Source organism: Ideonella sp. WA131b, assembly GCA_023657425.1.
Classification (GTDB): Bacteria; Pseudomonadota; Gammaproteobacteria; order Burkholderiales; family Burkholderiaceae_C; genus Rubrivivax.
Window position 1 is genome coordinate 537,583 of the sequence record JAGTJW010000001.1, and the last position, 24,189, is coordinate 561,771.

At 72.2% G+C, this 24,189-nt stretch carries 26 protein-coding genes; 6 read left to right on the forward strand and 20 right to left on the reverse strand.

Annotated elements, in window-relative coordinates:
- The 12 genes from coaD to KA711_02615 form a co-directional block, all read right to left on the reverse strand.
- On the reverse strand, positions 1-459 hold the full coding sequence (coaD, locus tag KA711_02560; GenBank protein ID MCM0607865.1) for a pantetheine-phosphate adenylyltransferase: 459 nt from the start codon (positions 457-459) through the stop codon (positions 1-3).
- Between the two features lie 113 nt (positions 460-572).
- Positions 573-1,163: a 16S rRNA (guanine(966)-N(2))-methyltransferase RsmD gene (gene rsmD / locus KA711_02565; GenBank protein ID MCM0607866.1), complete on the reverse strand. Its 591-nt coding sequence runs from the start codon at positions 1,161-1,163 to the stop codon at positions 573-575.
- Positions 1,164-1,179: 16 nt separating this feature from the next.
- Positions 1,180-1,944: an imidazole glycerol phosphate synthase subunit HisF gene (hisF, locus tag KA711_02570; GenBank protein ID MCM0607867.1), complete on the reverse strand. Its 765-nt coding sequence runs from the start codon at positions 1,942-1,944 to the stop codon at positions 1,180-1,182.
- Complete coding sequence (hisA, locus tag KA711_02575; protein MCM0607868.1) at positions 1,941-2,684, reverse strand: 1-(5-phosphoribosyl)-5-[(5-phosphoribosylamino)methylideneamino]imidazole-4-carboxamide isomerase; 744 nt, start codon at positions 2,682-2,684, stop codon at positions 1,941-1,943. The genes hisF and hisA overlap by 4 nt, the downstream gene beginning before the upstream one ends.
- 91 nt (positions 2,685-2,775) lie before the next feature.
- Positions 2,776-3,420: an imidazole glycerol phosphate synthase subunit HisH gene (gene hisH / locus KA711_02580; protein MCM0607869.1), complete on the reverse strand. Its 645-nt coding sequence runs from the start codon at positions 3,418-3,420 to the stop codon at positions 2,776-2,778.
- Between the two features lie 4 nt (positions 3,421-3,424).
- The gene (hisB, locus tag KA711_02585; protein ID MCM0607870.1) at positions 3,425-4,027 is read right to left on the reverse strand and encodes an imidazoleglycerol-phosphate dehydratase HisB; all 603 of its coding nucleotides are present in this window, start codon (positions 4,025-4,027) and stop codon (positions 3,425-3,427) included.
- Positions 4,018-5,103, reverse strand: a complete 1,086-nt coding sequence (locus KA711_02590; GenBank protein MCM0607871.1) for a histidinol-phosphate transaminase — start codon at positions 5,101-5,103, stop codon at positions 4,018-4,020. Before KA711_02590 ends, hisB begins: the two co-directional genes overlap by 10 nt.
- Positions 5,103-6,977 carry a histidinol dehydrogenase gene (gene hisD, locus KA711_02595; protein ID MCM0607872.1) on the reverse strand — a complete coding sequence of 625 codons (1,875 nt, stop codon included), beginning with the start codon at positions 6,975-6,977 and terminating at the stop codon, positions 5,103-5,105. Before hisD ends, KA711_02590 begins: the two co-directional genes overlap by 1 nt.
- Positions 6,974-7,633 (reverse strand): ATP phosphoribosyltransferase, encoded by a 660-nt coding sequence (locus KA711_02600; protein ID MCM0607873.1) that lies wholly within the window; start codon positions 7,631-7,633, stop codon positions 6,974-6,976. The genes hisD and KA711_02600 overlap by 4 nt, the downstream gene beginning before the upstream one ends.
- Before the next feature lie 102 nt (positions 7,634-7,735).
- On the reverse strand, positions 7,736-8,035 hold the full coding sequence (locus KA711_02605; GenBank protein ID MCM0607874.1) for a BolA family transcriptional regulator: 300 nt from the start codon (positions 8,033-8,035) through the stop codon (positions 7,736-7,738).
- Positions 8,036-8,057: 22 nt separating this feature from the next.
- A complete protein-coding gene (locus KA711_02610) occupies positions 8,058-8,801 on the reverse strand; it encodes an ABC transporter permease (protein ID MCM0607875.1) in 744 nt (247 codons plus the stop codon).
- 23 nt (positions 8,802-8,824) lie between these two features.
- Positions 8,825-9,769: an ABC transporter ATP-binding protein gene (locus KA711_02615; protein MCM0607876.1), complete on the reverse strand. Its 945-nt coding sequence runs from the start codon at positions 9,767-9,769 to the stop codon at positions 8,825-8,827.
- A 70-nt stretch (positions 9,770-9,839) separates the two neighbouring features.
- Between KA711_02615 and KA711_02620 the strand changes: the two genes are divergently transcribed.
- Genes KA711_02620 through KA711_02630 form a run of 3 tightly spaced genes read left to right on the forward strand, consistent with a single transcriptional unit; the run spans position 9,840 to position 12,302 of the window.
- Positions 9,840-10,502: a TetR/AcrR family transcriptional regulator gene (locus KA711_02620; GenBank protein ID MCM0607877.1), complete on the forward strand. Its 663-nt coding sequence runs from the start codon at positions 9,840-9,842 to the stop codon at positions 10,500-10,502.
- A gap of 25 nt (positions 10,503-10,527) precedes the next feature.
- Positions 10,528-11,013, forward strand: a complete 486-nt coding sequence (locus KA711_02625; GenBank protein MCM0607878.1) for a cupin domain-containing protein — start codon at positions 10,528-10,530, stop codon at positions 11,011-11,013.
- The gene (locus tag KA711_02630) at positions 11,010-12,302 is read left to right on the forward strand and encodes a glycerate kinase (GenBank protein ID MCM0607879.1); all 1,293 of its coding nucleotides are present in this window, start codon (positions 11,010-11,012) and stop codon (positions 12,300-12,302) included. Before KA711_02625 ends, KA711_02630 begins: the two co-directional genes overlap by 4 nt.
- Positions 12,303-12,374: 72 nt before the next feature.
- Here KA711_02630 and KA711_02635 read toward each other — a convergent pair whose 3' ends face one another.
- Positions 12,375-13,379: a hypothetical protein gene (locus tag KA711_02635; protein MCM0607880.1), complete on the reverse strand. Its 1,005-nt coding sequence runs from the start codon at positions 13,377-13,379 to the stop codon at positions 12,375-12,377.
- 70 nt (positions 13,380-13,449) lie between these two features.
- Between KA711_02635 and tal the strand changes: the two genes are divergently transcribed.
- The gene (gene tal, locus KA711_02640) at positions 13,450-14,442 is read left to right on the forward strand and encodes a transaldolase (GenBank protein MCM0607881.1); all 993 of its coding nucleotides are present in this window, start codon (positions 13,450-13,452) and stop codon (positions 14,440-14,442) included.
- Positions 14,439-16,685 (forward strand): glucose-6-phosphate isomerase, encoded by a 2,247-nt coding sequence (pgi, locus tag KA711_02645; protein MCM0607882.1) that lies wholly within the window; start codon positions 14,439-14,441, stop codon positions 16,683-16,685. Before tal ends, pgi begins: the two co-directional genes overlap by 4 nt.
- 18 nt (positions 16,686-16,703) lie before the next feature.
- Here pgi and KA711_02650 read toward each other — a convergent pair whose 3' ends face one another.
- The 6 genes from KA711_02650 to phnC are packed head-to-tail and all read right to left on the reverse strand — an operon-like array spanning position 16,704 to position 22,438.
- Complete coding sequence (locus KA711_02650) at positions 16,704-17,525, reverse strand: phosphonoacetaldehyde hydrolase (GenBank protein MCM0607883.1); 822 nt, start codon at positions 17,523-17,525, stop codon at positions 16,704-16,706.
- A complete protein-coding gene (locus tag KA711_02655; protein ID MCM0607884.1) occupies positions 17,512-18,636 on the reverse strand; it encodes a TIGR03364 family FAD-dependent oxidoreductase in 1,125 nt (374 codons plus the stop codon). The genes KA711_02650 and KA711_02655 overlap by 14 nt, the downstream gene beginning before the upstream one ends.
- 5 nt (positions 18,637-18,641) lie before the next feature.
- Complete coding sequence (locus KA711_02660; protein ID MCM0607885.1) at positions 18,642-19,751, reverse strand: iron-containing alcohol dehydrogenase; 1,110 nt, start codon at positions 19,749-19,751, stop codon at positions 18,642-18,644.
- Positions 19,751-20,566, reverse strand: coding sequence for a phosphonate ABC transporter, permease protein PhnE (gene phnE / locus KA711_02665; protein MCM0607886.1), 816 nt, complete (start codon positions 20,564-20,566; stop codon positions 19,751-19,753). The genes KA711_02660 and phnE overlap by 1 nt, the downstream gene beginning before the upstream one ends.
- Positions 20,567-20,605: 39 nt before the next feature.
- Complete coding sequence (gene phnD, locus KA711_02670) at positions 20,606-21,577, reverse strand: phosphonate ABC transporter substrate-binding protein (protein MCM0607887.1); 972 nt, start codon at positions 21,575-21,577, stop codon at positions 20,606-20,608.
- A 21-nt stretch (positions 21,578-21,598) separates the two neighbouring features.
- Positions 21,599-22,438, reverse strand: a complete 840-nt coding sequence (phnC, locus tag KA711_02675) for a phosphonate ABC transporter ATP-binding protein (GenBank protein ID MCM0607888.1) — start codon at positions 22,436-22,438, stop codon at positions 21,599-21,601.
- Positions 22,439-22,524: 86 nt separating this feature from the next.
- Between phnC and KA711_02680 the strand changes: the two genes are divergently transcribed.
- Positions 22,525-23,094, forward strand: coding sequence for an HD domain-containing protein (locus KA711_02680; protein MCM0607889.1), 570 nt, complete (start codon positions 22,525-22,527; stop codon positions 23,092-23,094).
- Here the strand turns inward: KA711_02680 and ydiK are convergent.
- A complete protein-coding gene (gene ydiK, locus KA711_02685; protein MCM0607890.1) occupies positions 23,084-24,187 on the reverse strand; it encodes an AI-2E family transporter YdiK in 1,104 nt (367 codons plus the stop codon). The genes KA711_02680 and ydiK overlap by 11 nt on opposite strands.
- Positions 24,188-24,189 lie beyond the last annotated feature (2 nt).

Genomic DNA, 24,189 nt, shown 5'->3' on the forward strand with positions numbered 1-24,189 from the left:
TCAGCTTTCGGTTGGGCTGACACGGACACGCTCAGACAAGCGCGCCAGAACCAAGGGTGCCACGAACTTGGAGACATCACCGCCGAGACTGGCGATCTCGCGGACAAAGGTGCCGCTGACGAACTGGTAGTGGTCGCCCGGCGTCATGAACACGGTCTCGACCTCCGGCATCAACTGCCGGTTCATGCCAGCCATCTGGAACTCGTATTCGAAGTCACTCACGGCGCGCAGGCCCCGCACCACGACCTTGCCGCCGACCTCGGCCACGAAATGGCTCAAGAGGCCGCTGAAGGCCATCACCTCGATGTTCGGGTAGGGCCTGGCGATCTCGCGCGCCATCTCCAGCCGCTCGGCGATGGGGAACATCGTGCGCTTGTGGTGGCCGGCGGCCACCGCCAGCACGAGCCGGTCAAACAGGCACGAGGCGCGGCGCATCAGGTCTTCGTGGCCCAGTGTCATGGGGTCGAAGGTGCCGGGGTAGACGGCGGTGAGCGGGGCCTTGTGGTGTGCGGAATCGGTCACGCGGTCCTCCTGGCGGGCAAGGCGGTGTGAAGACGGCCGCAGTGTAGGCGTCAGCCCACTCGGCGGAACAGCCGGGCGAGCACGGCGCCGGCCTTGAGTTCGCGCACCGGCTCCAGGCTCGCGGGCAGCGACAGGGCCGTCTCCGTGGCCGCGGTCTCCAGGTAGACGAAGCCGCGCTCGGCCAGCAGCGGCGCGGCCGCGGCCAAAGCCGGCGCGGCCAGGCCGGCGTCGAACGGCGGATCCAGCAGCACCAGCTCGAAGCCACCCTGTGGCGCCCGCGCCAGCCAGGCCCGCGCGTCGGCCCGCAACACCGTCACGGCCTCGGCGCCCAGCCGCTGCCGAACCGCCTGCAGGCCGCTGACCAGCCGCGCGTCGTTCTCCAGCAACGTGACAGCCACCGCCCCGCGAGACGCCGCCTCGAAACCCAGCGCCCCGCTGCCGGCAAAGGCGTCGAGCACGCGCCAGCCCGAGAGGTCTTGCCCGAGCCAGTTGAACAGCGTCTCCCGCACACGGTCGGGCGTGGGGCGCAGGCCGGGCGCGTCGGGCACCGGCAGCTTGCTGCGCTTGAAGCGGCCGCCGATCAGCCGCACTTCGCCGGGGCGTGCGCCAGGCGCTCGGGACGAGGGCTTCGACAAGCTCAGCCCGAACGGGGGGTGCTCACAGCCGCACCGGGATGCCGCGCGAGGCCATCAGCGCCTTGGCTTCGCCCACCGTGTAGGTGCCGTAGTGGAAGATGCTCGCGGCCAACACCGCGTCGGCCCCGCCGACCGTGATGCCTTCGGCCAGGTGCTCCAGCGCGCCGACCCCGCCCGAGGCGACCACGGGCACCGGCACCGCATCGGCCACCGCGCGGGTGAGTTCAAGGTCGAAGCCGATCTTGGTGCCATCGCGGTCCATGCTGGTGAGCAGGATCTCGCCCGCGCCCTGATCGGCCATGCGGCGCGCCCAGTCCACCGCGTCCAGCCCGGTGTTGCGGCGGCCGCCGTGGGTGTGGACGTCCCAGCCGAGCCGGTCTGCCCGTGCCTTGGCGTCGATGGCCACGACGATGCACTGCGCGCCGTACCTGTCGCTGGCCTCGCGGATGACACCGGGGTTGGCGACGGCGGCGGAGTTGAAACTCACCTTGTCGGCCCCGGCGTTGAGCAGGCGGCGGACATCGGCCACCGTGCGCACGCCGCCGCCCACCGTGAGCGGGATGAACACCTGCGAGGCCACGGCTTCGATCATGTGCAGGATGAGGTCGCGGTCGTCCGAGGTGGCGGTGATGTCGAGGAAGGTCAGCTCGTCGGCACCCTGCTCGTTGTAGCGCGCGGCGATCTCCACTGGATCGCCCGCGTCGCGCAACGCGATGAAGTTGACGCCCTTGACGACGCGGCCGCCGGCAACGTCCAGGCAGGGGATGATGCGCTTGGCGAGCGTCAAGATGCCGCCAGTTCGTCGGCCCGTGCCTGCGCCGCGGCGAAGTCGAGCGCGCCGGTGTAGATGCTGCGACCGCAGATCACGCCTTCCACGCCTTCGCTCTCGACGGCGCAGAGCTGTTCGATGTCGGCGATGCCGGCCAGCCCGCCCGAGGCGATGACGGGGATGCTGAGGGCCTGCGCCAGCTTGACGGTGGCCTCGATGTTGATGCCGGTGAGCATGCCGTCGCGGCCGATGTCGGTGTAGATCACGGCCTCGACGCCGTAGTCCTCGAACTTCTTTGCGAGGTCGATCACCTCGTGGCCGGTGAGCTTGCTCCAGCCGTCGGTGGCGACCTTGCCGTCTTTCGCGTCCAGGCCCACGATGATGTGGCCGCCGAAGGCGCTGCAGGCGTCCTTGAGGAAGCCCGGGCTCTTGACGGCGGCGGTGCCGATGATCACGTAGCTCAGGCCGTCGTCGAGGAAACGCTCGATGGTGTCGAGGTCGCGGATGCCACCGCCCAACTGCACGGGGATCTCGTCGCCCACGGCGCGCAGGACGGCCTTCACCGCACCCTCGTTCACGGGCTTGCCGGCGAAGGCGCCGTTGAGGTCCACCAGGTGCAGCCGTCGCGCCCCGGCCTGGAGCCAGCGGCGCGCCATCGCGGCCGGGTCTTCGCCGAAGGTGGTGGCGACGTTCATGTCGCCCTGTTGCAGGCGGACGCACTTGCCGTCCTTGAGGTCGATGGCCGGGATCAGCAGCATGGCTCGGGGTGAGCGGGAGTTTGGGGGGATGGGGTGCCCGTGAATACGAAAGCGCGACGTGACAGGGGCACCAGGCAGGGGGCAGGGATCCTCAGGGCTTCCAGTGGAGGAAGTTGCGGTACAGGGCCAGGCCCTGGGCCGCGCTCTTCTCGGGGTGGAACTGGGTGGCAAAAATGTTATCCCGCGCCACGGCACAGGTAAAGCGGTCGCCGTAGTCGCTCTCGCCCGCGGTGTGCACCGGGTTCACGGGGTCGGCGTAGTAGCTGTGCACGAAGTAGAACCAGCTGCCGTCGGGCACGCCCTGCCACAGCGCGTGCGGCTTCTGCAGCACGCGGTTCCAGCCCATCTGCGGCACCTTGCAGCGGCTGCCGTCGGGTTGCAGGCGGCCTTCCAGGCGGAAGCGGCGCACGCGGCCGGGCACGAGGCCGAGGCCCGGGGTGTCCTGCTCCTCGCTGTGGTCGAGGAGCATCTGCATGCCCACGCACACGCCCATCAGCGGCTTGGCCGCAGCGGCCTCGAGGACGGCGTCGCGCAGTCCGGAGTCGGCCAGTTCGCGCATGCAGTCGCGCATCGCCCCCTGCCCCGGCAGCACCACGCGCTCGGCGGCGCGCACCTCGTCGGGGCGCTGGGTGATGAGAACCTGGACGCCCTGCCCTGCCGCGGCGTGCAAGACCGCCTGCGACACCGAACGCAGGTTGCCCATGCCGTAGTCGACGACGGCGACGGTGCTGGCCATGGCCTTACAGGGTGCCCTTGGTGGAAGGGATGACACCGGCGCTGCGCGGATCGGGCGTGAGCGCCATGCGCAGCGCGCGCGCGAAGGCCTTGAACACGGTCTCGCACTGGTGGTGCGCGTTTTCGCCCTTGAGGTTGTCGATGTGCAGCGTGACGAGCGCGTGGTTGGCGAAGCCCTGGAAGAACTCGTAGGCCAGCTGGGTGTCGAATCCGCCCACCATGCCGGCCTTGAACGGCACGTGCATGTGCAGGCCGGGGCGACCGGAGAAGTCGACCACCACGCGGCTCAGCGCTTCATCGAGCGGCACGTAGCTGTGGCCATAGCGCGTGATGCCGGCCTTGCTGCCGGCGGCCTGTGCCACCGCCATGCCCAGCGTGATGCCGACGTCTTCCACCGTGTGGTGGCCGTCGATGTGGAGGTCGCCCTCGGCCTCGATCGTCAGGTCGATCAGGCCGTGGCGCGCGATCTGGTCGAGCATGTGGTCGAAGAAGCCGATGCCGGTGGCGAGCTGCGCCTGGCCGCTGCCGTCGAGATCGAGCGCGACGCGGATCCTGGTTTCCTTGGTGTCGCGGCGGATGTCGGCGGTGCGGGGAGCGTTCACAGCGATTCCTTCAGGGCGGCGATCAGGGCGTCGTTCTCGGCGGGCGTGCCCACCGTCAGGCGCAGGCAGTTGGCCAGCAGCGGGTGCAGCGCGGCGACGTGCTTGACCAGCACGCCACGCTGCTTGAGGTCGGCAAAGGTGCGCGCCGAGTCGGGCACGCGCACGAGAATCATGTTGGCCTCGCTCGGGTAGGCGCGCAGCCCCGGCATGCCGGCCAGCACGGCTTGCAGCCGCTCGCGCTCGGCCTTGATCAGCCCCGCCTGGCGCGCGTACTCGCCAGCGTGTTCGAGCGCGAAGCGCGCGCACTCGGCGTTGAGCACGCTCACGTTGTACGGTGGGCGCACTTTGTCGATCGCGTCGATCAGGTCCTTCCGCCCGCACAGGTAGCCCAGCCGCACGCCCGCAAGCCCGAACTTCGACAGCGTGCGCAGCACCAACACATGTTCGTGCTGGGCCAGGCTGGCCATCCGGCTGCGCGCCGCGAAGGGCTGGTAGGCCTCGTCGAACACCACCAGACCCTGTTGCGCGCCCACGGTGGCGACGATGCGGTCGATGACCGCGTCGTCCCACAGGTTGGCCGTGGGGTTGTTGGGGTAGGCGATGTAGGTGATGGCCGGGCGGTGGCGCTTGAGGGCGGCGAGCATCGCAGCCTCGTCGAGCTCGAAATCGGGCGTGAGGTCCACGCCCACGAAGTTGAGGCCCTTCAGCTGCGCCGACATCGCGTACATCACGAAGCCCGGCACCGGCGCCAGGATCGTGGCGCCGGGCTGGTCGCAAGCCACCGCGAGCAGGTCGATCAACTCGTCCGAGCCGTTGCCCAGCATCAGCCGGCAGCCCGCTGGCAAGCCGACGTGGGCCGCGAGCTCCCCAGACAGCGCGGCCACGCTGGCCTGCGGGTAACGGTTGATGGCGGCGCGGGCGAGGCGATCTCCAAGCTCAACCCGCAGATCGGGCGGCAGGCTGTAGGGGTTCTCCATCGCGTCGAGCTTGATGAGCCCGTCGCTCGGCTGGATGGCGTAGGCGTGCATGCCGGCCACGTCGGCGCGCAGCGTGGCGGCGATGCGGTCTTGAAGCGTCGTCATCACAGGCCCTCCAGGCAGAGCCGCATCTTGCGCTCGCCGTCGTCGACCTCGCCGGTGTAGGCGAAGCCCAACTTCTCGTAGAAGCCGCCGGCATGGCCGGGCTTGTCGACGTGGCTCAGGCCGACCTCGGCGTAGCCGCCGCGGCGTGCCTCCTCCACCACCCACTGCATGGCCAGGCGACCGTAACCGCGTTGCTGGAAGCGCGCGTCGACCATCAGGCGCCACACGCAGAGCTGGTTGGCGGGCTTGTCCTCGTCCTGCCGCGCGTCGTAGAGCAGCATCATGCCGACCACGGTGTCGCCGTCGAACAGCGCCAGCGCGCGGCCGCGCGGCTCGTAGGCCACCTGGGCCAGCGAGCGCTCGGGCGGCGCCACCAGGTGGCGCTGGCCGGCGGCCACCTGGAGCTTGAGCACGGCTTCGTGGTTGGCCCTGGCGACCGGGCGCACGTCGAAGGCCACGGGGGAGGGTGCCGGCAAGGCAGCGTCGGCGCGCAACCTCATCTCCGCCGCGCGGGCGTGGGCCTGCAACCCTTCACCGTACGCCAGCTCGGCGGCGATGGGGCCCAGCACCTGCGCGCCGGCCTCGCTGACCTCGATCAGGCTGCTGCGCTTGACGAAGTCGTACACGCCCAGCGGCGACGAGAAGCGCGAAGTGCCGCTGGTGGGCAGCACATGGTTGGGGCCGGCGCAGTAGTCGCCCAGGCTCTCGGACGTGAACGCACCCAAAAAGATGGCTCCGGCGTGCCGGAGCAGCGGCTCCCAGCGCTGCGGCTCGGCGCTGGACACCTCCAGGTGCTCGGGCGCGATGCGGTTGCTGATGGCGCAGGCCTCGTCCATCGAGCGCGTGTGAATCAGCGCGCCGCGGCCCTCAAGACTGGCCCGGATGACGGCCGCGCGCGGCAGGCCGGGCATCAGCCGCTCGATCGCCTCGTGCACGGCGGCGATGTAGGCGGCGTCCGGGCAGAGCAGGATGCTCTGCGCCAGCTCGTCGTGCTCGGCCTGGCTGAAGAGGTCCATCGCCACCCAGTCGGGGGGCGTCGTGCCGTCGGCCAGCACCAGGATCTCGCTGGGCCCGGCGATCATGTCGATGCCCACCTGGCCGAAGACGCGGCGCTTGGCGCTGGCCACATAGGCGTTGCCGGGGCCGGTGATCTTGTCCACGCGCGGCACGGTGGCCGTGCCGTAGGCCAGGGCGGCCACGGCCTGGGCGCCGCCGATGGTGAAGACGCGGTGCACGCCAGCCACCGCGGCGGCAGCCAGCACCAGCGCGTTGCGCTCCCCCCGCTCCCCCCGCGCGGACGTCGGGTCCGCGCCTTCGGCACGCGCGGACGTCGGGTCCGCGCCTTCGGCACGGACGGGCGTCGGCACCACCATCACGATCTCGCCCACGCCCGCCACCTGCGCCGGGATGGCATTCATCAGCACGCTGCTTGGGTAGGCCGCCTTGCCCCCCGGCACGTAGATGCCCACGCGGTCCAGCGGCGTGACCTTCTGGCCCAGCAGCGTGCCGTCGGCGTCGCGGTACTGCCAGCTGCGGCTGGAGGCCTCGAGCTGGCGCTGGTGGTAGTCGCGCACGCGCTCAGCGGCGGCCTGCAGCGCGCGGCGCTGCGCAGGCGTGATGGCCCCGAGCGCGGCCTGCAGTTCATCGCGGCCGATCTCCAGCGCGGCCACCGAATCCGCCCGCACGCCGTCGAAGCGCGCGGTGAGCTCCAGCACCGCCGCGTCGCCGCGCGCGCGCACGTCGTCGATGATCTGCGCCACGCGGCCCTCGATGGCGGCGTCGGTCTCGGCGCTCCACTGCAGCACGCGCTGGAGCTCGGCCTCGAAGCCGGCGTCGGCCGTGGCGAGGCGGCGCATGTTCACGCGCGCGGTCATGCCGACGCTCCCACGGCCGCCTCGAACGCGTCGATCAGCTGCCGCAGAGGCTCGCGCTTGAGCTTGAGCGAGGCCGGGTTGACGACCAGCCGTGCCGAGATGTCCATGATCTTCTCGACCTCGAGCAGCTGGTTGGCCTTCAGCGTGCCGCCGGTGGAGACGAGGTCGACGATGGCGTCGGCCAGCCCGGTGAGCGGCGCCAGCTCCATCGAGCCGTAGAGCTTGATGAGGTCGACGTGCATGCCCTTGGCCGCGAAGTGCTGGCGCGCCAGGTGGGTGTATTTGGTGGCCACGGCGATGCGCGCGCCCTGGCGCACGGTGCCGGCCCAGTCGACATCGGCCCGCGTGGCCACGCTCAGGCGGCAGCGGGCGATGTTCAGGTCCAGCGGCTTGTACAGCGTGCCGGCGGCATCGTGCTCGGCCTCGTCTTCGAGCAGCACGTCCAGGCCCGCCACGCCCAGGTCGGCACCGCCGTGGCGCACGTAGGTGGGCACGTCGGAGGCGCGCACCAGCACCACCCGCACATCGGGGCGGGTGGTGGCGAGGATGAGCTTGCGGCTCCGTTCGGCGTCTTCCGTGACCTCGATGCCGGCCGCGCGCAGCAGCGGCAGGGTGTCGTCGAAGATGCGGCCTTTGGACAGGGCGAGGGTGATCATGGGCGGCTGGTGGGGCACGCTCGTGGGGGCACCGGCTTCACGCACCCCCGTCTCACGACCACCGGCGGCACGCGGGCTGCCCCCGCGGCGCGCCGCGAGGGGCTAGTGGTGGTGGTGGTGGTGGTGCGTCGACGACGGCGCCGCGACGACGCCATCCGCGGGGGCGGCGGCGTGTTCAGCGGGCGTGAGGGTCTTCATCGACAGCGCGTGGATCTGCTCGCGCATTCTATCGCCCAGGGCGGCGTACACCCGCTGGTGGCGGCGCACACGGCTTTGGCCCTCGAACTCGGTGGAGACGATGGTGGCGAAGAAGTGGCGGCCGTCGCCCTCCACCTGCAGCACGGTGCAGGACAGCGCGGCCGCGATGTAGTCGCGCACCTCGTCGGGGGTCGGGTCGGCCATGGGTCGGGATTGTGGCGTGGTTTCAGTGCCTGATCTTGTAGCCGATGGCCAAGAGGCGCAGGGCGATCGCACTCACGACCACGAAGCTCGTGCCCACCACTGCCAGGCTCAGCCAGGGCGAGCTGTCGCTCACGCCGAAGAAGCCGCGGCGGAAGCCGTCGATCATGTAGAAGAAGGGGTTCAGATGGCTCACCGCCTGCCAGACTCCGGGCAGCGAGTGCACCGAGTAGAAGACCCCGGAGAGGAAGGTCATCGGCATGATGACGAAGTTCTGGAAGGCCGCCATCTGGTCGAACTTCTCCGCCCACAGGCCGGCGATCAGGCCCAGGGCGCCCAGCATGCCCGCGCCCAAAGCGGCGAACACGACGATCCACCACGGCTCGGCCAATTGCAGCGGCGCGAACCACGCGGTCACGAGCAGCACGCCCAACCCCACGACCATGCCGCGCACCGCGCTGGCCCCCACGTAGGCCACGAACCAGGCCCAGTGCGACAACGGCGTCACCAGCAGGAACACCAGGTTGCCGGTGATCTTGCTCTGGATCAGCGAGCTCGAACTGTTGGCAAAGGCGTTCTGCAACACGCTCATCATCACCAGGCCCGGGATCAGGAAGCTGGTGTAGCCGACGCCCGGGAAGGCCTCGACATGCTCGTCGAGCACGTGGCCGAAGATCAGCAGGTAGAGCACCGCCGTCAGCACCGGCGCGGCCACGGTCTGGAAGGCCACCTTCCAGAAGCGCAACACCTCCTTGCGGAACAGCGGCATCGCGCCTTGGAACGGGCCGTGGCTCACGGGTTGGCCTCCGGCTGCACGCCACCTTGCATGATCTCGAGGAACACGTCCTCCAGATCCGCCCGCCCGATCTCCAGGTCTTCGATCTTGACGCCGGCAGCGCGCAGCCGCGCCAGCACCTGCTCCACGCCCGCCGCGTCGTGCGCCTTCACCTGCGCGATGCGGCCCGTGACACGCGCCTGCGCGGCCACCTCGGGCGGCAGCACGGAATCCGTCTTGAAGCGCAGCATGGTTCCGGCACGCCCCGAGAGCAGCGCGCTCGTGCGGTCCAGCGCCACCAGGCGGCCTTGCTTGAGCATGCCGATGCGGCCGCAAAGCGCCTCGGCTTCCTCCAGGTAGTGCGTGGTCAGCAGCACGGTGTGGCCCTCGCGGTTGAGGCGCGAGACGAACTGCCACAGCGTCTGCCGCAGTTCCACGTCAACGCCCGCCGTGGGCTCGTCGAGCACGATCACCGGCGGCTTGTGCACCAGCGCCTGCGCCACCAGCACGCGGCGCTTCATGCCGCCGGAGAGTTGGCGCATGTTGGCGGCGGCCTTGTCGGCCAGGCCCAGTGAGCCGAGCAGTTCGTCGATCCAGGCGTCGTTGTTCCGAACGCCGAAGTAGCCACTCTGGATGCGCAGCGTCTCGCGCACGCTGAAGAAGGGGTCGAACACCAGCTCCTGCGGCACGATGCCCAGGCAGCGGCGCGCCTCGGCGTAGTCGGCCACGACGTCGTGGCCCATCACGCTGACATGGCCCGAGGTGGCGCGGGTCAGGCCCGCCAGGATGGAGATGAGCGTGGTCTTGCCGGCGCCGTTGGGGCCCAGCAGGCCGAAGAACTCGCCGGGCTCGATGTCGAAGCTCACGCCGTCGAGCGCCTTGAACATGCCGCGCGCGCCCTGGTAGAGCTTGTGGACCTGGTTGAAACGGACGGCAGGGTGGCGGACGGCGGGATGGGGCATGCGTGGCATGGGAAGGGGCGGGATTCTAGGCAGCCCGGCCGATTCCTGCCGGCGCCAGAATGGGCCCGCCATGGCGCAACCCCCAAAGAAGCCCCGCCGCACCGCCGAGCGCATCCTCGAGGTGACGCTGGACCTGTTCAACCGCTTCGGTGAACCCAACGTCAGCACCACGCTGATCAGCGCCGAGATGGGCATCAGCCCCGGCAACCTGTACTACCACTACCCGGCGAAAGACGAGCTCATCAACGCCCTGTTCGAGCGTTACGAGCGCGCGCTGACGGAGATCCTGCATGCCGCCGACAACGTGGAGCATGTCGAGGACGCCTGGCTCTTTCTCCACATGCTCTTCGAGCTGATCTGGGACTACCGTTTCCTCTACCGCGACCTCAACGATCTGCTCAGCAAGAACCGCCGGCTGGAGACGCACTTCCAGTTCGTGCTCAAGAACAAGCAGACGGCCATGCACGCGCTGCTCGATGGCTTGGCGCGTGCCGGCGCCGTGCGGATCACCGGCGAGCAGGCGGCGCCCACAGCCACCAGCATGGTGGTGGTGGTGACCTACTGGCTGAGCTTCGAGTACGTGCGCGACCCGCGCCGCGCGCTGGAACCCGAGGCCGCCGCCGCCGCGATGGGCCGCGGCGGCTATCACGCGCTGGCGCTGCTGCTGCCGCATCTGGACGAGGCGAGCCGCGCCCACCTGCAAGGCCTGGCTGCCGACTACCTTGTGCCCTGACGCGCCACAGAGGCCGCACCCGACCATGACCGACCCCACCGACCCGCGCTGGAAGCACGACGGCGTCCGCGTCGTCCCCGCGCACCAGCTCGACCCGAACACCGCCCAGACCCCGGGCATGGACCGCCAGGCGGCGATCAACTTCGCGCGCGTCGGGGCCCGCAAGCTGTGGGCCGGCACGGTGCACATTCATGCCGGCGCCAAGACCGGCGCGCACCACCACGGACCCTTGGAGAGCGTGATCTACGTCGTCAAGGGCCGGGCGCGCATGCGCTGGGGCGAGCGGCTGGAGTTCACCGCCGAAGCCGGACCGGGCGACTTCATCTACGTGCCGCCTTTCGTGCCGCACCAGGAGATCAACGCCAGCGCCACCGAGACGCTGGAGTGCGTGCTGTGCCGCTCCGACGGCGAGGCGGTGGCCGTGAACCTGGAGATCGAGCCGGTGGAGCCCCCGCAGGACGTGCCCTGGGTCGACCCCACGCACCCGGCGCCGAGCAAGGACCGGCCATGACCATGCCGGCGCCACGCGACTTGCTGCGCGCGCTGTACGACACCGCCGTGGCCCGCGCGCTGCCGCTGCGCAGCATGGGCGCGGTGCTGCCGGCGCCACCGGCGCGCGGCCGCACCGTCGTGGTGGGCGCCGGCAAGGCCGGCGGGGCCATGGCCGAGGCGCTCGATGCGCTGTGGCCGGCCGACGCACCGGTCTCGGGCCTGGTGATCACGCGCTATGCGCACGTGCCGCCGGGCTACCGCGCCCGGCCCGGCCGCATCGAGGTGGTGGAGGCCGCGCACCCGGTGCCCGACGAGGCGGGCCTGGCAGCCACGCGCCGAATCGCCGAGCGGGTGCAGGGACTGACGGCCGACGACCTGGTGATCGCGCTCGTCTCCGGCGGCGGCTCGTCGCTGCTGACCATGCCCGCACCCGGCCTGACGCTGGCCGACAAGCAGGCCGTCAACCAGGCGCTGCTCAAGAGCGGTGCGGCCATCGACGAGATGAACACGGTGCGCAAGCACCTCAGTGCCATCAAGGGCGGGCGACTCGCGGCGCTGGCCCACCCGGCGCGCGTGGTGACGCTGCTGATCTCCGACGTGCCCGGCGACGAGCCCGGCGTCATCGCCAGCGGGCCGACGCTGCCCGACGCCAGCACCTGCGCCGATGCGCTGGCCATCTGCGAACGCTACGGCATCCCGTTGCCGCCGGCCGCCCGGGCCGGGCTGGAAAGCGGCTCGTACGAGACGCCCAAGCCCGGCCTGGCCGCCTTCGCACGCGACGAGGTCCAGGTGTTCGCCACACCGCAGCAAAGCCTGGAGGCCGCCGCGGCACGGGCGCGCTCCTGGGGACTGGCGGCGCACATCCTCTCCGACGAGATCGAGGGCGAGAGCCGCGTCGTCGGCCAGGTGCACGCCGCACTGGCGCGCGCGGTGGCGCGGCGCGGCCAGCCGTTCGCGGCGCCCTGCGTCGTGCTGTCGGGCGGCGAGACCACGGTCACCGTGCGCAGCAAGCAAGGTCGTGGTGGCCGGGCGGGCGAGTTCCTGCTGGGCTGCGCACTGGCGCTGCAGGGCCAGCCGCGTGTGTGGGTGCTGGCTGCCGACACCGACGGCATCGATGGCGTCGAGGCCAACGCGGGCGCCATCGTCACACCCGACACGCTGGCCCGCGCGCGCGCCGCCGGGCTGGACGCAGCGGCGATGCTGGACCGGCACGACAGCCAGCCCTTCTTCGCAGCGATGGGCGATCTCGTCGTGCCCGGGCCCACGTTCACGAACGTCAACGACTTCCGCGCCCTGCTGGTGTTGTAGCGGCCAAGGGCCGGCACACGGCACGGCCCACCCCGGCGGCACCCCGGGGCAGCCGCGGGGCCGGGGGGGCGTTCACCACTTGCACCCCTTGCCCCGGACGGCATCGACGACCAGCGGCACGACGGCCAGGACCCCTGCACCGGCGTGTGCGGTGCGGCAGTCAGTGCGGGCCGCCTTCTCGATCTCTGCAGCCAGCTTGTCGGTTTCGGGTGGACGCGGCAGCACCGGCAGCATCCCGGCGGTGCCGTGGCGCGACAGCTCGCCGCCGCGCAGCCGGCCGAGCTCGAGCTTGAGCGCCCTGGGCGCACTGGCCGCCGTGGCCGGCACCGCCACGTCGGCGCCCAGGCGCGGGCCGGTGTCGGTGGGCAGGGCGGAGGTTGCGGCGGTCGCAGCTGCTGCAGCGGGTGACTCGGCAGCCGAAGGACCAGCAGCCGAAGGACCGGCGGCCAGACTCGGCAGGGCCGACGGCAGCGGCGCCGGCAGCGCCACGGGAGCCGGCGCAGCCAGCGGCGCCGCAGGGGCCGGGCGCACAGGCCGCAGGCTGCCCGCGTCCAGTCGCCCCTCGGGCATCGGCTCGGGCATCGGCTCGGGCATCGGCTCCGGCGTCGGCTCGGCCGGCAGCAGCGCCTGCTGCACCCGCTGCGCCAGGGCCGGCGGCGGTGACGCCGACTTCGGCGTGGCAACGGCAGCGGGCGCGGGCGGCCAAGCGGCGGCCGGTGGCGGGCCCAGGCGCGCGGCACCGGGTGGGCTGCCGGCCGGCAGCGGCGAGTCGCGAACGGCGCCGCCCAGGCGGGTCGGGGCGTCGGCGGCCGTCGGCCCGGCCTGCGGCAGGGGCGCCTGCGGCGGCAGGGCGGACGGGCCTTCGTCGGCGGGTCCGCGCAGCGTGACGTTCAGCCGCCCTTGCACCCCCTGTCCCGGCAGCGCCGTGCCCTGCGGCGCACTGCCCAGCGAGAGCAGCGCCCACAGGTGCAGCAGCACGGCCAGCCACAGGCAACGCACGAGCGTGGTCGGCCGGGCGCGTGGCCAGGGCGCCAGGCGGGCGGGCATGGGCAGGTCGTGCAGGACGGCGATGGTCACGGGTGGAGTGGCCGCAGCGGAACCCGCCCAGTATCGGCCCGCGCGTGCGGCTCGGGTCTAATCGTGTCCCATGAACCAGCTCGACCAGCTCAAGCAGCACACCACCGTCGTCGCCGACACCGGCAACTTCCGCCAGTTGGCGCAGTTCGCGCCGCGCGACGCCACCACCAACCCCAGCCTCATCCTGAAGGCCGTGCAGCAGCCCGAGTACGCGCCGCTGCTGGCCGAGACCGTGGCCGCACACGCCGCCCGGCCGCTGGAGGCCATCGTCGACGAGGTGCTGGTGCGCTTCGGCCGCGAGATCCTGGCCCTCGTGCCGGGCCGCGTGAGCACCGAGGTCGACGCGCGGCTGAGCTTCGACACCCCAGCCACCGTGGCGCGTGCCGAACGCCTGATCGGCCTGTACGAAGCGGCGGGCGTGCCCCGAAGCCGCGTGCTGATCAAGATCGCCGCCACCTGGGAGGGCATCCGTGCCGCCGAACAGCTGGAGCGCGCCGGCATCCGCTGCAACCTGACGCTGCTTTTCGCCTTTGCCCAGGCCGTGGCCTGCGGCGACGCCGGTGTGCAGCTCATCAGCCCCTTCGTGGGCCGCATCTACGACTGGCACAAAAAGGCCGCCGGCGCCGCGTGGAACGAGGCCGCAATGGCCGGCGCGAACGACCCCGGCGTGAAGAGCGTGCGCGCCATCTTCGAGCACTACAAGCGCCACGGCATCGCCACCGAGGTGATGGGCGCGAGCTTCCGCAACACCGGTCAGATCGTGGCGTTGGCCGGTTGCGACCTGCTGACCATCGCGCCGGATCTGCTTGCCGCATTGCAGGCCAGCGACGCGCCCGTGCCCCGGGTTCTGGGGACCGAGGACTTGCGCGGAACCGGCTCTGCCGGGCCGCGGCAACAACCCCCTCGGGGGGTGGCGACCGGAGGGGGCCTGGGGGCCGAAAGCTCTTTCCGCTGGGCGCTGAACGAGGATGCGATGGCCACCGAGAAGCTGGCCGAGGGCATCCGCGCCTTCGCGGTGGATGCCGGCAAGCTGGACGCGCTGATCGCCGGGCTGCAGCGGTGAGCGCTGCCCTGCCCGCCCCGCGCTGCGACGAAACCGCGGCCTGGGCTGCGCTGACCGGCCACTGGCAGGCCCACGGGCGCGGCTTCGACCTGCGCGAGGCCTTCGCGCGCGATGCCGGCCGCGCTGCGGCGCTGTCCTTCGACGCGCCCGGGGTGTTTGCCGACCTGAGCAAAAACCGCCTCGACACGGCGGCGCTGCACGTCCTGCTCCAGCTGGCGCACGAGTGCCGGCTCGAGGCGCGGCGCGACGCCATGCTGGCCGGCGAGGTGGCCAACCCCACCGAGGGCCGCGCCGTGCTGCACACGGCGCTGCGTGCGCCACCTGGCCAGGGGCCGTTCTCGGACGAGGTGCACGCCACGCTCGACGCCATGCTGGCTTATGCCGACGCCGTGCGCGCCGACGCGGCCATCACCGACATCGTCAACATCGGCATTGGCGGCAGCGACCTCGGCCCGGCCATGGCCGTGGCGGCACTGGAGGGCTGCACGCTGCCGCGCCAGCGCGTGCACTTCGTCAGCAACGTCGACGGCCACGACCTGGCGCCGCTGCTGGCGCGGCTGGACGCGCGGCGCACGCTGTTCATCGTGGCCAGCAAGACCTTCACGACGCAGGAGACCATGGCCAACGCCGAGGCCGCCCGCGCGTGGTTCGTCAGCCGAGGCGGCAGCGACGTGGCGCGCCACTTCGCCGCCACGACGACGAACGTGGGTGCCGCCGCTGCCTTCGGCATCACCACCACCTTCGGCTTCTGGGACTGGGTGGGTGGCCGCTACTCGCTGTGGAGCGCCATCGGCCTGCCCATCGCCATCGCCATCGGCAGCGCGAACTTCCGCGCGCTGCTGGCCGGCGCCCACGCCATGGACCGCCACTTCGCCAGCGCGCCGCTGCCGCGGAACCTGCCGGTGCTGCTGGGCCTGCTCGACGTCTGGTACCGCAACTTCCACGGTTATGCCAGCCGCAGCATCGCGCCCTACCACCAGGGCTTGCGGCGGCTGCCGGCCTATCTGCAGCAGCTGGAGATGGAAAGCAACGGCAAGGGCGTCGACATGGCGGGCCGCGCCCTGCCCTTCGCCACCAGCCCCGTGGTCTGGGGCGAGCCCGGCACCAACGGCCAGCACGCCTACTTCCAGATGCTGCACCAGGGCACCGACGTGATCCCGGTGGAGTTCGTGCTCGTGAAGACGCCGTCGCACGGCCTGGCCGACTCGCACGCCAAGCTGCTGGCCAACGGCCTGGCGCAGGCGCAGGCGCTGATGCTCGGCAAGAGCGAGGCCGAGGCCGCCGCCGAGCAGGTGCCCACCGCCGACCCCGGCTTCGACCGCGCCGTGCTGGCGCGCCACCGCACTTTCCCCGGCAACCGGCCGAGCACCACCTTCGTGCTGGAGGCGCTCACGCCCGCCAGCCTGGGCGCCTTCCTCGCGCTGTACGAGCACCGCGTGTGGACCAGCGGCGCGCTCTGGGGCCTCAACAGCTTCGACCAGTGGGGCGTCGAGCTCGGCAAGGCGCTGGCCAGCCGGCTGCTGCCGCGGCTGCAGGACGGGCCGCTGCGGGGCTCGGCGGAGGGGCTGGACGCCTCCACCGCGATGCTGCTGCGGCGACTGGTGGGCGGCGTCGTGAAGCGCATCGTCTTCGACCTCGGCGCCGTGGTGCTGCAGTGGCGCCCGGCCGAGGTGCTGGCGCGCGAGCTGCCCGGCCGCGTGACCGACGCCGCGAGCGCCGCGCACTGGCAGGCCCAGGTGTTCCAGGCCTACGGCGGCGACTGGGGCGACTACGACCGCGGCACCGTGGGCGTGCCCGATCTCGTGGCCCGCATCGCGGCCCGCACGGGGCTCGCGCCGGCCGAGGTGCAGGCGGTGGTCGACGCCGTGCCGCGGGAACTGCGGCCCATCCCCGACACCGTGGCGCTGATCGGGCGCCTGCGCGCCGCCGGCCACCGGCTGCACTACCTCTCGAACATGCCGGCACCCTGCGCCGACGTCCTGGAGCAGCGCGAGGCGGCCCTCTTCGCGCACTTCGACGACGGCGTGTTCTCGGGCCGCGTGCACCACATCAAGCCCGAGCCGGCCATCTACGCGCTGGCGGCGCAGCGCTTCGGCACCGCACCCGGCGAGCTGGTGTTCCTGGACGACCACGAGCCCAACGTGGCGGCGGCCCGCGCGGCCGGGTGGCACGGCGTGCACTTCCGCGACGCGCGCCAGGCCGAGGCGGCATTGCGCGAGGCCGGCTGGTTCACCGGCGCCTGACAGCCGTGTGGCGCCGGCTCAGGCCGGTGGTCGTTCTCCGGCGGCCAGGCGCCGCTCGATGGCATCGAGCACCGGCAGCAGTTCGGCCACCGTGTCGATGGTGTAGTCCGGCCGCGCGGCGGCCAGTCTCGTGGAGGCCAGGGCGCGGCGCTCGGCCTGCCCGGCTGGCGGCAGCGCGTCCCAGGCCTCGGCCGACAGTCCCACCTCGTTGCCGCTCGCCACGACCGCCACCGTCCAGCAGCCCGCGTGCCGGCCTTCCATCAGGCCCGGCACGGTGTCGTCGACCTTCACCACGCGGTGCGCCGGCCAGACGCCCAGCTCGATGAAGCAGCGGTACATGCCCAGCGGCGCCGGCCGGCTCTCGCTCACATCACCGGCGCACACGAGGTTGTCGGGCACGAAGCCCTGGGCCGCCGCCAGCGGCGCCAGCACCGCCATGATCTCGCGGTTGTAGCCGGTGGTGCTGCCGATCTTCAGACCGCGCTCGCGCAGCCCGCGCACCAGCGCCGCCACGCCGTCGATCAGCTGCGCGTGGCGCGGCACGGCGGCGCGGTTCATGGGCGTGAAGCGTTGGTACAGGCGGTCGACGTCGGTGTCGTCCATCTCGCGGCCGTGGCGTCGCCGCCAGGCCGCGGCCACCGTGGGCAGCCGGCCCAGCGCCTGGATGTGCTGCCACTTGGGCAAGCCCATGGGCACACGCGCCTCGGCCACGGTGATGGCCACGTCCTCGCTGGCGAACAGCTCCACGAAGGCGCCCATCGGCGCCTGGCTGCCGAAGTCCACCACCGTGCCGGCCCAGTCGAAGACGACGGCCGCCAGGGTCGAGTCAGTCCCATCCATCGAACACCTCCTCCGCGATGCCGAAGGCGGTGCTCGCCCCGGTGCCGCTGGTCACGACGACGACGCGCGTGGCCGCGTCGGGCGCCTCGATCACGCAGTCCACGGGCGCACCCGTGGGGTACACCCCGGTCCAGCGCTCGAGCACTTCGACGCCGTCAAGCCGCAGGGCCTGGCGCAGGTGGCGCAGGATCAGCGCGTCCACGCGCTCGTCGGCAAAGGGCTCGGGCGTGGCGCCGCGGTGGTGCGAGTCCCCCACGACCAATGTGCCGTCGGCGCTCTGCACCACGATCAGGTGGATGCCGGCGGCCAGGCTCTCGGCCTCCTCGGCCTGCAGCCGAACGAGCAAAGCCGGGGCCGAGGGCAGGGCCGCATAGCCGCCGTAGCGCACGAGGCTCAGGTCGGCCATGACTGACGCGCCCAGCACCCAGCCGGCCGGCGGGCGCACGCGCAGCATCTGCAGCCGCGTCAGCGCCAGCGCATGGCGGGCCAGCGCCGGGGCGGCCACGCCCGTGAGCTCGGTGCCGGGGCACAGCACCACGCGGCCGGCCTGCAGCGTGCGGCCGGTGGACGTGCGCACGCGGCCGGCCGCCACGTCGAGCACCGACTGACCCCAGTGGAAAACAACACCATGACGCTCGGCCAGCCAGGCCGCCAGCCGCGGGATGGCGGTGCGCGACTCCACGCGCAGTTCGTGTGGCGACCACATCGCCGCCGCCGCGCCCTCGCAGCGCAGCGCGGGCGCCTGTGAGGCCGCCTCGGCGGCATCGAACAGGCGGTTGCCCTCCGCCATGGGCGTGCGCATGAAGTCCTGCAGCACGGCCGCCGCCTCGGGCCGCTGGGCCAGCAGCCACAGGCCGCGGTGCACGATGGGGATGCCGGCTTCGGGTGCGACCCGGGCCCAGATGTCGCGGCTGACCCGCGCTCGCCGCCAGGTGTCGCCAGCCGGCTGGCCCGTGACGGTGACAAAACCGAAGTTGCGGATCGAGGCGCCGACGCAGCGGTGGTCACGCTCCAGCACCGCCACGCGCAGCCCCCGCTGCGCCGCCGACAGCGCGTGCGCCAGGCCGACGATGCCGGCACCGGCGATGACCACGTCGTACGCCGCGCCCATGGGGTTCAGGCCGCCTCCGCGCCGATGAAGTTGCGCCCGCGCGCGCTGGCCAGTGCGGCCTGCACACGCGCCTCGCTGTCGGCCACGCCGAGTGCGGCGGGGTCGGCGGGCACGCCCAGGCCGCCCAGCCACTGGCGCAGCGTCTCGGGGGCTGCGGTGGCGGGCCCCTCGAACACCGCCTCCAGCGCGGCATCCACGCGCGCGTCGCAGCCCACGGCCAGGCGGCACGCGGTGGGCAGCCAGGCGGCCACCGCCAGGCCGTGCGGCAGACCCTGCTCGAGCGTCAGGGCGTAGCTCAGCGCATGGGCCAGCGCGGTGCGGGTCTGCGCGAAGGCCAGACCGGCCTCGAGCGCCGCCAGCGAGAGTTGCTCGCGCCCGGCCAGCGCCGCGGGCGCCGCCCGCACGCCGGCCAGGTGCGCCCGCACGCGGCGCGCGGCCTGCACCGCCAGTGCGTCGCTCACGGGGTTGGCGTGGCGGTTCCACAGCGCCTCCAGCGCGTGCGCGAAGCTGTCCAGCGCGGTGTCGCGCGTGAGCGCCGCCGGGGCGCTGAGCGTGAGCGCGGGGTCGACAAAAGCGCGGTCGGCATAGCCCCAGGGCTCGTCGAAGCTGCGCTTGACGGCGACCGGGCCGTCGGTGTCCCACACGGTGGCCCAGCGCGTGACCTCGCTGCCGGTGCCGGCCGTGGTGGGCACCAGCCACAGCGGCGCGTGCTGCAGGCGCGGCCAGGGAGCGGTGCCGCGCAGCGCCGCGGCCACGTCCTCGAAGCCGCCTTCGGCGGGCACCGAGCGCAGCAGCTTGGCGAGATCGAGCACGCTGCCGCCGCCCAGCGCCAGCAGCACCGCACCCGGCTGCGAAGCCAGCAACGGCCACACGCGGGCGGCAAGCTGCCGAGCCAGCGCGAGCGTCGACAAGCCCTCGGGCACGGTCACCCAGTCCAGCAAACGTGGGCCCAGGCGGGCCGTCCAGTCCGCGCGCAGGCCCAGCGGCCCGGCCGGCTCGAAGGCCAGCACCAGAGCCCGGCGCTCGCCCAGTTCGTCGGCCAGCGTCCCGCTGCAGCCGCTGCCGAAGCGCAGCGCCACCGGCATGTGCCAGTCGAAGCCCGGCGCAGCCGTCATCAGATGAAGCGCTGGCGCAGCCGCGCCGAGAGCAGGTCGATCAGCGAGACCGTGACCACCAGGATGAGCAGCACGGCGCAGGTCTGCGCGTACTGGAAGCCGCGGATCACCTCGAACAGCACGACGCCGATGCCCCCGGCGCCCACCATCCCCACGACGCTGGCGCTGCGCACGTTGCTTTCGAAGCGGTAGAGCGTGAAGCTCAGCCACAGCGGCATCACCTGCGGCAGCACGCCGTAGGCGATCTCCACCAGCTTGTGCGCGCCAGTGGCGCGGATGCCTTCCACCGGACGCGGGTCGATGGCCTCGACGGCCTCGGAGAACAGCTTGGCCAGCGTGCCCGTGGTGTGCACCGCCAGCGCCAGCACCCCGGCAAAGGGCCCCAGGCCCACGGCCACGATGAACAGCATCGCGAACACCATCTCGTTGATGGCGCGGCAGGCGTCCATCAGCCGGCGCACCGGCTGGTGCAGCCAGGGCGGCGCGATGTTGGCGCTGGACAGCAGACCCATCGGCACCGCCGCCAGCACCGCCAGCAGCGTGCCCCAGATCGCGATGTGCACCGTGATCACCATCTCGCGGGCGTAGATGCGCCAGTCGCGGAAGTCGGGCGGGAAGAACTCGCTGGCGTAGGTGCCGATGTTGCCGCTGTCGCGCAGCAGGTCCAGCGGGCGGATCTCGGCGCCGCGCCAGGCCCAGGCCAGGACGACGAGCGCCAGCGCCCAGGCCGCGTAGTACAGCCAGCCCGGGCGCTCGGCCGCCGCGCGCTTTTCGATGCGCGCCAGCGCGTCGGCGCTGGGCGCGGTGGCGTTCATGCGGGGGCCCTCATGCGTCACGCCCAGGCGCGACCGGCCTCACTTGGGGGCCAGTGCCGCGAGCTTGCGGTCGATCTCGGCCAGCTGCTTCGTCTTCTCGTCGGCCGCCAGCTTGTCGTCGTTCTGCACCTTGGCACGGTCGCGGAACAGCTCGAGCTGGCGGATCGGGATCAGCTGGTCGTTGTTGCTGTCGCGGAAACCGCCGTAGTTGTAGATGACGCCGAGGATGCGCTTCTCCTCGGGGTCGGTCTTGGCGTAGTTGAGGACGAAGTTCTTCAGCTTGGCCTTCACCGCGGGGTCGAGGTCCTTGCGCCACACGAAGGGGTCGCTCGGGATCAGCGGGCTGCGCCACAGCACCTTCAGCTGCGCGGCCAGTTCGGGGCGGCTGCTCTGCAGCTTGCCGTAGTCCTCGGTGTTGTTGGTGGCCACGTCCACCTGCTTGGCCAGCACGGCCTGCAGGTTGGCGCCGTGGCTGGCGTTGCGGATGGTCTTGAAGGCGGTGCGGTGGTCGATCCCGTTTCTGGCAAAGATGTAGAACGTGGGCACCAGGAAGCCCGAGGTCGAGTTCGGATCGCCGATGCTGAAGTTGATGTTCTTCGAGTTCTTCAGCACGTCGTCGAGGTTGTTGTAGGGGCTGTCCTTGTGCGCGATCAGCAGGGCGTGGTAGCCGAAGGTGCCGTCGGCGTACATCACCTGGGCGAAGATCTCGCCCTGGGCGCGGTCGACCGCCTCCATCGCGGCCTTGTTGCCGTACCAGGCCACCTGCACCTTGTTGAAGCGCATGGCTTCGATGACACCGGCGTAGTCGGGCGCGTAGAAGCTCTTGACCGTCAGGCCGGTCTTTTTCTCCATGTCGCGGAAGAAGGGCTCCCAGCGTTCGCGCTGGGTGCTGGCACTGTCGGTGGCGATGACGCCGAAGCTGATCTCCTGGGCCTGGGCGTGCAGCGGCAGGCTGGCCATCGACGCGCAGGTCAGGGCAGCCAGGGCCACGCGGCGGGTGATGCGGTTCATGGTCGGTTCTCCTCGGGTGGTTCAGGCCGCGGCCAGCGAGGGCAGCGGCATCGGCTCGGACGGCGTGTCGTCGGTCTGCAGTTCCTCCACGGCCGTGCCGTAGAGCTCGCGCAGGAAGCTGGGGGTGAGCTGTGCCGCCGGCCCGTCGAACACCAGCGCACCGTCGCGCAGCGCGATCACGCGCTCGCAGAAGCGGCGGGCCAGGCCCACGTGGTGCAGGCTCACCAGCAGCGTCAGGCCCTGCTCGCGGTTGATCTGCAGCAGCAGCTCCATCACACGGCGCGTGGACTCGGGGTCGAGCGAGGCCACGGGTTCGTCGGCCAGCAGCACCCGGGCGCCCTGCACCAGCGCACGCGCGATCGCGGCGCGTTGCTGCTGCCCGCCCGACAAGGTGCTGGCGCGCTGGAAGGCCTGCTCGCCCAGGCCCATGGCGTCGAGGGCATCGAGGGCCCGCGCCCGCTCGGCGAGGCTGTAGCGCCCGAGCACGGCACGCCACAGCGGCAGCTCGGGCGCCAGCCCGGTGAGCACGTTGGTCAGCACCGGCAGGCGACCGACGAGGTTGAACTGCTGGAAGATGATGCCGATGGCGCGGCGCTGCGCCCGGATGTCGGCGGCGAGCCGGCCCTCGGCCTGGAGCTGGCGGCCGAGCACCTCGATGCGCCCACCCTGCCCGGCATCGAGCGTCTCCAGGCCACACAGCGTGCGCAGCAGCGTCGACTTGCCCGAGCCCGAGGCGCCGAGCAGCGCCACGCGTTCGCCCGGCCGCACGTCGAAGGTCACGCCACGCAGGGCGCGACGGCCGCCGAGGAAGGTCTTGTCGGCCGCGACGACACGCACGGCCCGATCGGGAACGCTGGACATGGCGGCGCACGCTAGGGCCTGGTCGTGACGACGTGGTGACACCGAGGCGTCAGCGCCCCGTCACGCCAGCGCCGCAACATCGACCCATGGACATCGACGAGCTCTGCGCCCTGTACGCCTTGCGCGGACACCTCGCCTACGACGGCGAAGGCATCACGCAGTGGCAGCACGCCTGGCAGTGCGGCGAACTCGCGCGTCGGGCCGGCGCCGCGCCGGAGCTGCAGCTGGCCGCCTGGCTGCACGACCTCGGACACCTGATGACGGGGCTGGACGGCACGCCCACGCTGCGCGGCCACGACGACCGCCACGAGGCGCTGGCAGCGCGCGTGCTGGCGCCCCTGTTCGGCGCCGCGGTGGCCGAGCCCGTGGCGCTGCACGTGCAGGCCAAGCGCTACCTCGTCGCCACCCACCCGGGCTACCGGCAGCGCCTGTCGCCCGACTCCACGCGCAGCCTGGTGTTGCAGGGCGGCGCGATGTCGCCGCCGGCCTGCGCCGACTTCGAGGCCCGGCCCTTTGCCGCCGACGCGCTGCGCGTGCGCACCTGGGACGACATCGGCAAACGCGCCGCCGACCATCCGCCCCGGGACGCGGCCGGTGCATTGCAGGCGCTGATGCGCCAGGTGCAGGCCCGAACGCGGGACGCGATCAGTCCCTGAACTCGGGCCCCGGCGCGGGCGGTTCGTCGTCGCGCCCCTGCATCCACGCCTCCAGCAGCGTGTAGCCCACCGCCAGCACGACCGGGCCGACGAAGATGCCCACGAGCCCGAAGGCGAACAGGCCGCCAATGACGCCGGCAAAGATGAGCAGCAGCGGCAGGTCGGCGCCCAGCTTGATGAGCACGGGCCGCACGACGTTGTCGATGGTGCCCACGACCACGGCCCAGACCGCCAGAGCGATGCCCCAGCCGGCGCTGCCTTCGCCCCAGAAGGCCCAGGCCGCCGCACCCAGCAGCACCGGCATCGGGCCGATCTGCGCGATGCACAGCATGAACATCAGCGCCGTCAGCAGCGTGGCGGCCGGCACGCCGGCCACCGCCAGGCCCAGGCCGCCCAGCATGGCCTGCACCAGCGCCGTGCCGCCGACACCCAGCGCCACGCCGCGGATGGCACCGCCGGCCAGCACCACGGCACCGTCGCCGCGTTCGCCGGCCAGGCGGCGCGCAAACAAGCGCACCTGGCGCGCCGCCTCCTCACCGTGCGCGTACATCACAGCCGCGATGAGCACGGTGAGCAGGAACTGCAGCAGCAGCACGCCGACGCTGCCGACTTCGGCAACGAACCAGCGCGTGAGGTCACCGGCATAGGGCCCGAGGCGCGGCAGCAGGTCGCGTGCGCCCAGCGCCGTGAGCTGCGCCCACAGCCCGTCGACCAGCGGCCCCAGCATCGGCATCGTGCGCAACCACTCGGGCGCCACCTCGGGCAGACGCCAGGCCGCGACCAGACGCGCCCAGTCGATCAGCCGCTCCGCGTTGGCCACGATGGTGACGATGGCCAGCACCAAGGGCACCACGAACAGCAGCAGCAGCAACAGCGTCATCGCCGTCACCGCCAGCCAGCGGCGGCCGCCCGCGGCGGCCTGCACGCGCAGCATCAGCGGCCAGGTGGCCACCACCACCATCGTGGCCCAGACCACGGGGCCGAGGAAGGGCCGCAGCACCCACAGCGAGACGCCCAGCAGCAGCCCGATGAACAGCACGCCGAAGGTCACCCGCGCCAGGTCGCGGCCGGGTGGGCGCGGCCGCTGCGGCAGGT

Bases quoted from the DNA above. Each gene is read 5' to 3' on its own strand.
- hisD (MCM0607872.1), bottom strand. From the start codon at position 6,977: ATGACCGCGCGCGTGAACATGCGCCGCCTCGCCACGGCCGACGCCGGC.
- KA711_02590 (MCM0607871.1), bottom strand. From the start codon at position 5,103: ATGACGACGCTTCAAGACCGCATCGCCGCCACGCTGCGCGCCGACGTG.
- hisH (MCM0607869.1), bottom strand. From the start codon at position 3,420: ATGGCCAGCACCGTCGCCGTCGTCGACTACGGCATGGGCAACCTGCGT.
- KA711_02680 (MCM0607889.1), top strand. From the start codon at position 22,525: ATGGACATCGACGAGCTCTGCGCCCTGTACGCCTTGCGCGGACACCTC.
- KA711_02650 (MCM0607883.1), bottom strand. From the start codon at position 17,525: ATGGATGGGACTGACTCGACCCTGGCGGCCGTCGTCTTCGACTGGGCC.
- phnC (MCM0607888.1), bottom strand. From the start codon at position 22,438: ATGTCCAGCGTTCCCGATCGGGCCGTGCGTGTCGTCGCGGCCGACAAG.
- phnD (MCM0607887.1), bottom strand. From the start codon at position 21,577: ATGAACCGCATCACCCGCCGCGTGGCCCTGGCTGCCCTGACCTGCGCG.
- KA711_02615 (MCM0607876.1), bottom strand. From the start codon at position 9,769: ATGCCCCATCCCGCCGTCCGCCACCCTGCCGTCCGTTTCAACCAGGTC.
- KA711_02655 (MCM0607884.1), bottom strand. From the start codon at position 18,636: ATGGGCGCGGCGTACGACGTGGTCATCGCCGGTGCCGGCATCGTCGGC.
- phnE (MCM0607886.1), bottom strand. From the start codon at position 20,566: ATGAACGCCACCGCGCCCAGCGCCGACGCGCTGGCGCGCATCGAAAAG.
- coaD (MCM0607865.1), bottom strand. From the start codon at position 459: ATGACACTGGGCCACGAAGACCTGATGCGCCGCGCCTCGTGCCTGTTT.
- KA711_02620 (MCM0607877.1), top strand. From the start codon at position 9,840: ATGGCGCAACCCCCAAAGAAGCCCCGCCGCACCGCCGAGCGCATCCTC.
- hisA (MCM0607868.1), bottom strand. From the start codon at position 2,684: ATGCTGCTGATCCCGGCCATCGACCTCAAGGACGGCAAGTGCGTCCGC.
- KA711_02630 (MCM0607879.1), top strand. From the start codon at position 11,010: ATGACCATGCCGGCGCCACGCGACTTGCTGCGCGCGCTGTACGACACC.
- KA711_02625 (MCM0607878.1), top strand. From the start codon at position 10,528: ATGACCGACCCCACCGACCCGCGCTGGAAGCACGACGGCGTCCGCGTC.
- KA711_02660 (MCM0607885.1), bottom strand. From the start codon at position 19,751: ATGACGGCTGCGCCGGGCTTCGACTGGCACATGCCGGTGGCGCTGCGC.
- KA711_02600 (MCM0607873.1), bottom strand. From the start codon at position 7,633: ATGATCACCCTCGCCCTGTCCAAAGGCCGCATCTTCGACGACACCCTG.
- tal (MCM0607881.1), top strand. From the start codon at position 13,450: ATGAACCAGCTCGACCAGCTCAAGCAGCACACCACCGTCGTCGCCGAC.
- KA711_02605 (MCM0607874.1), bottom strand. From the start codon at position 8,035: ATGGCCGACCCGACCCCCGACGAGGTGCGCGACTACATCGCGGCCGCG.
- KA711_02610 (MCM0607875.1), bottom strand. From the start codon at position 8,801: ATGCCGCTGTTCCGCAAGGAGGTGTTGCGCTTCTGGAAGGTGGCCTTC.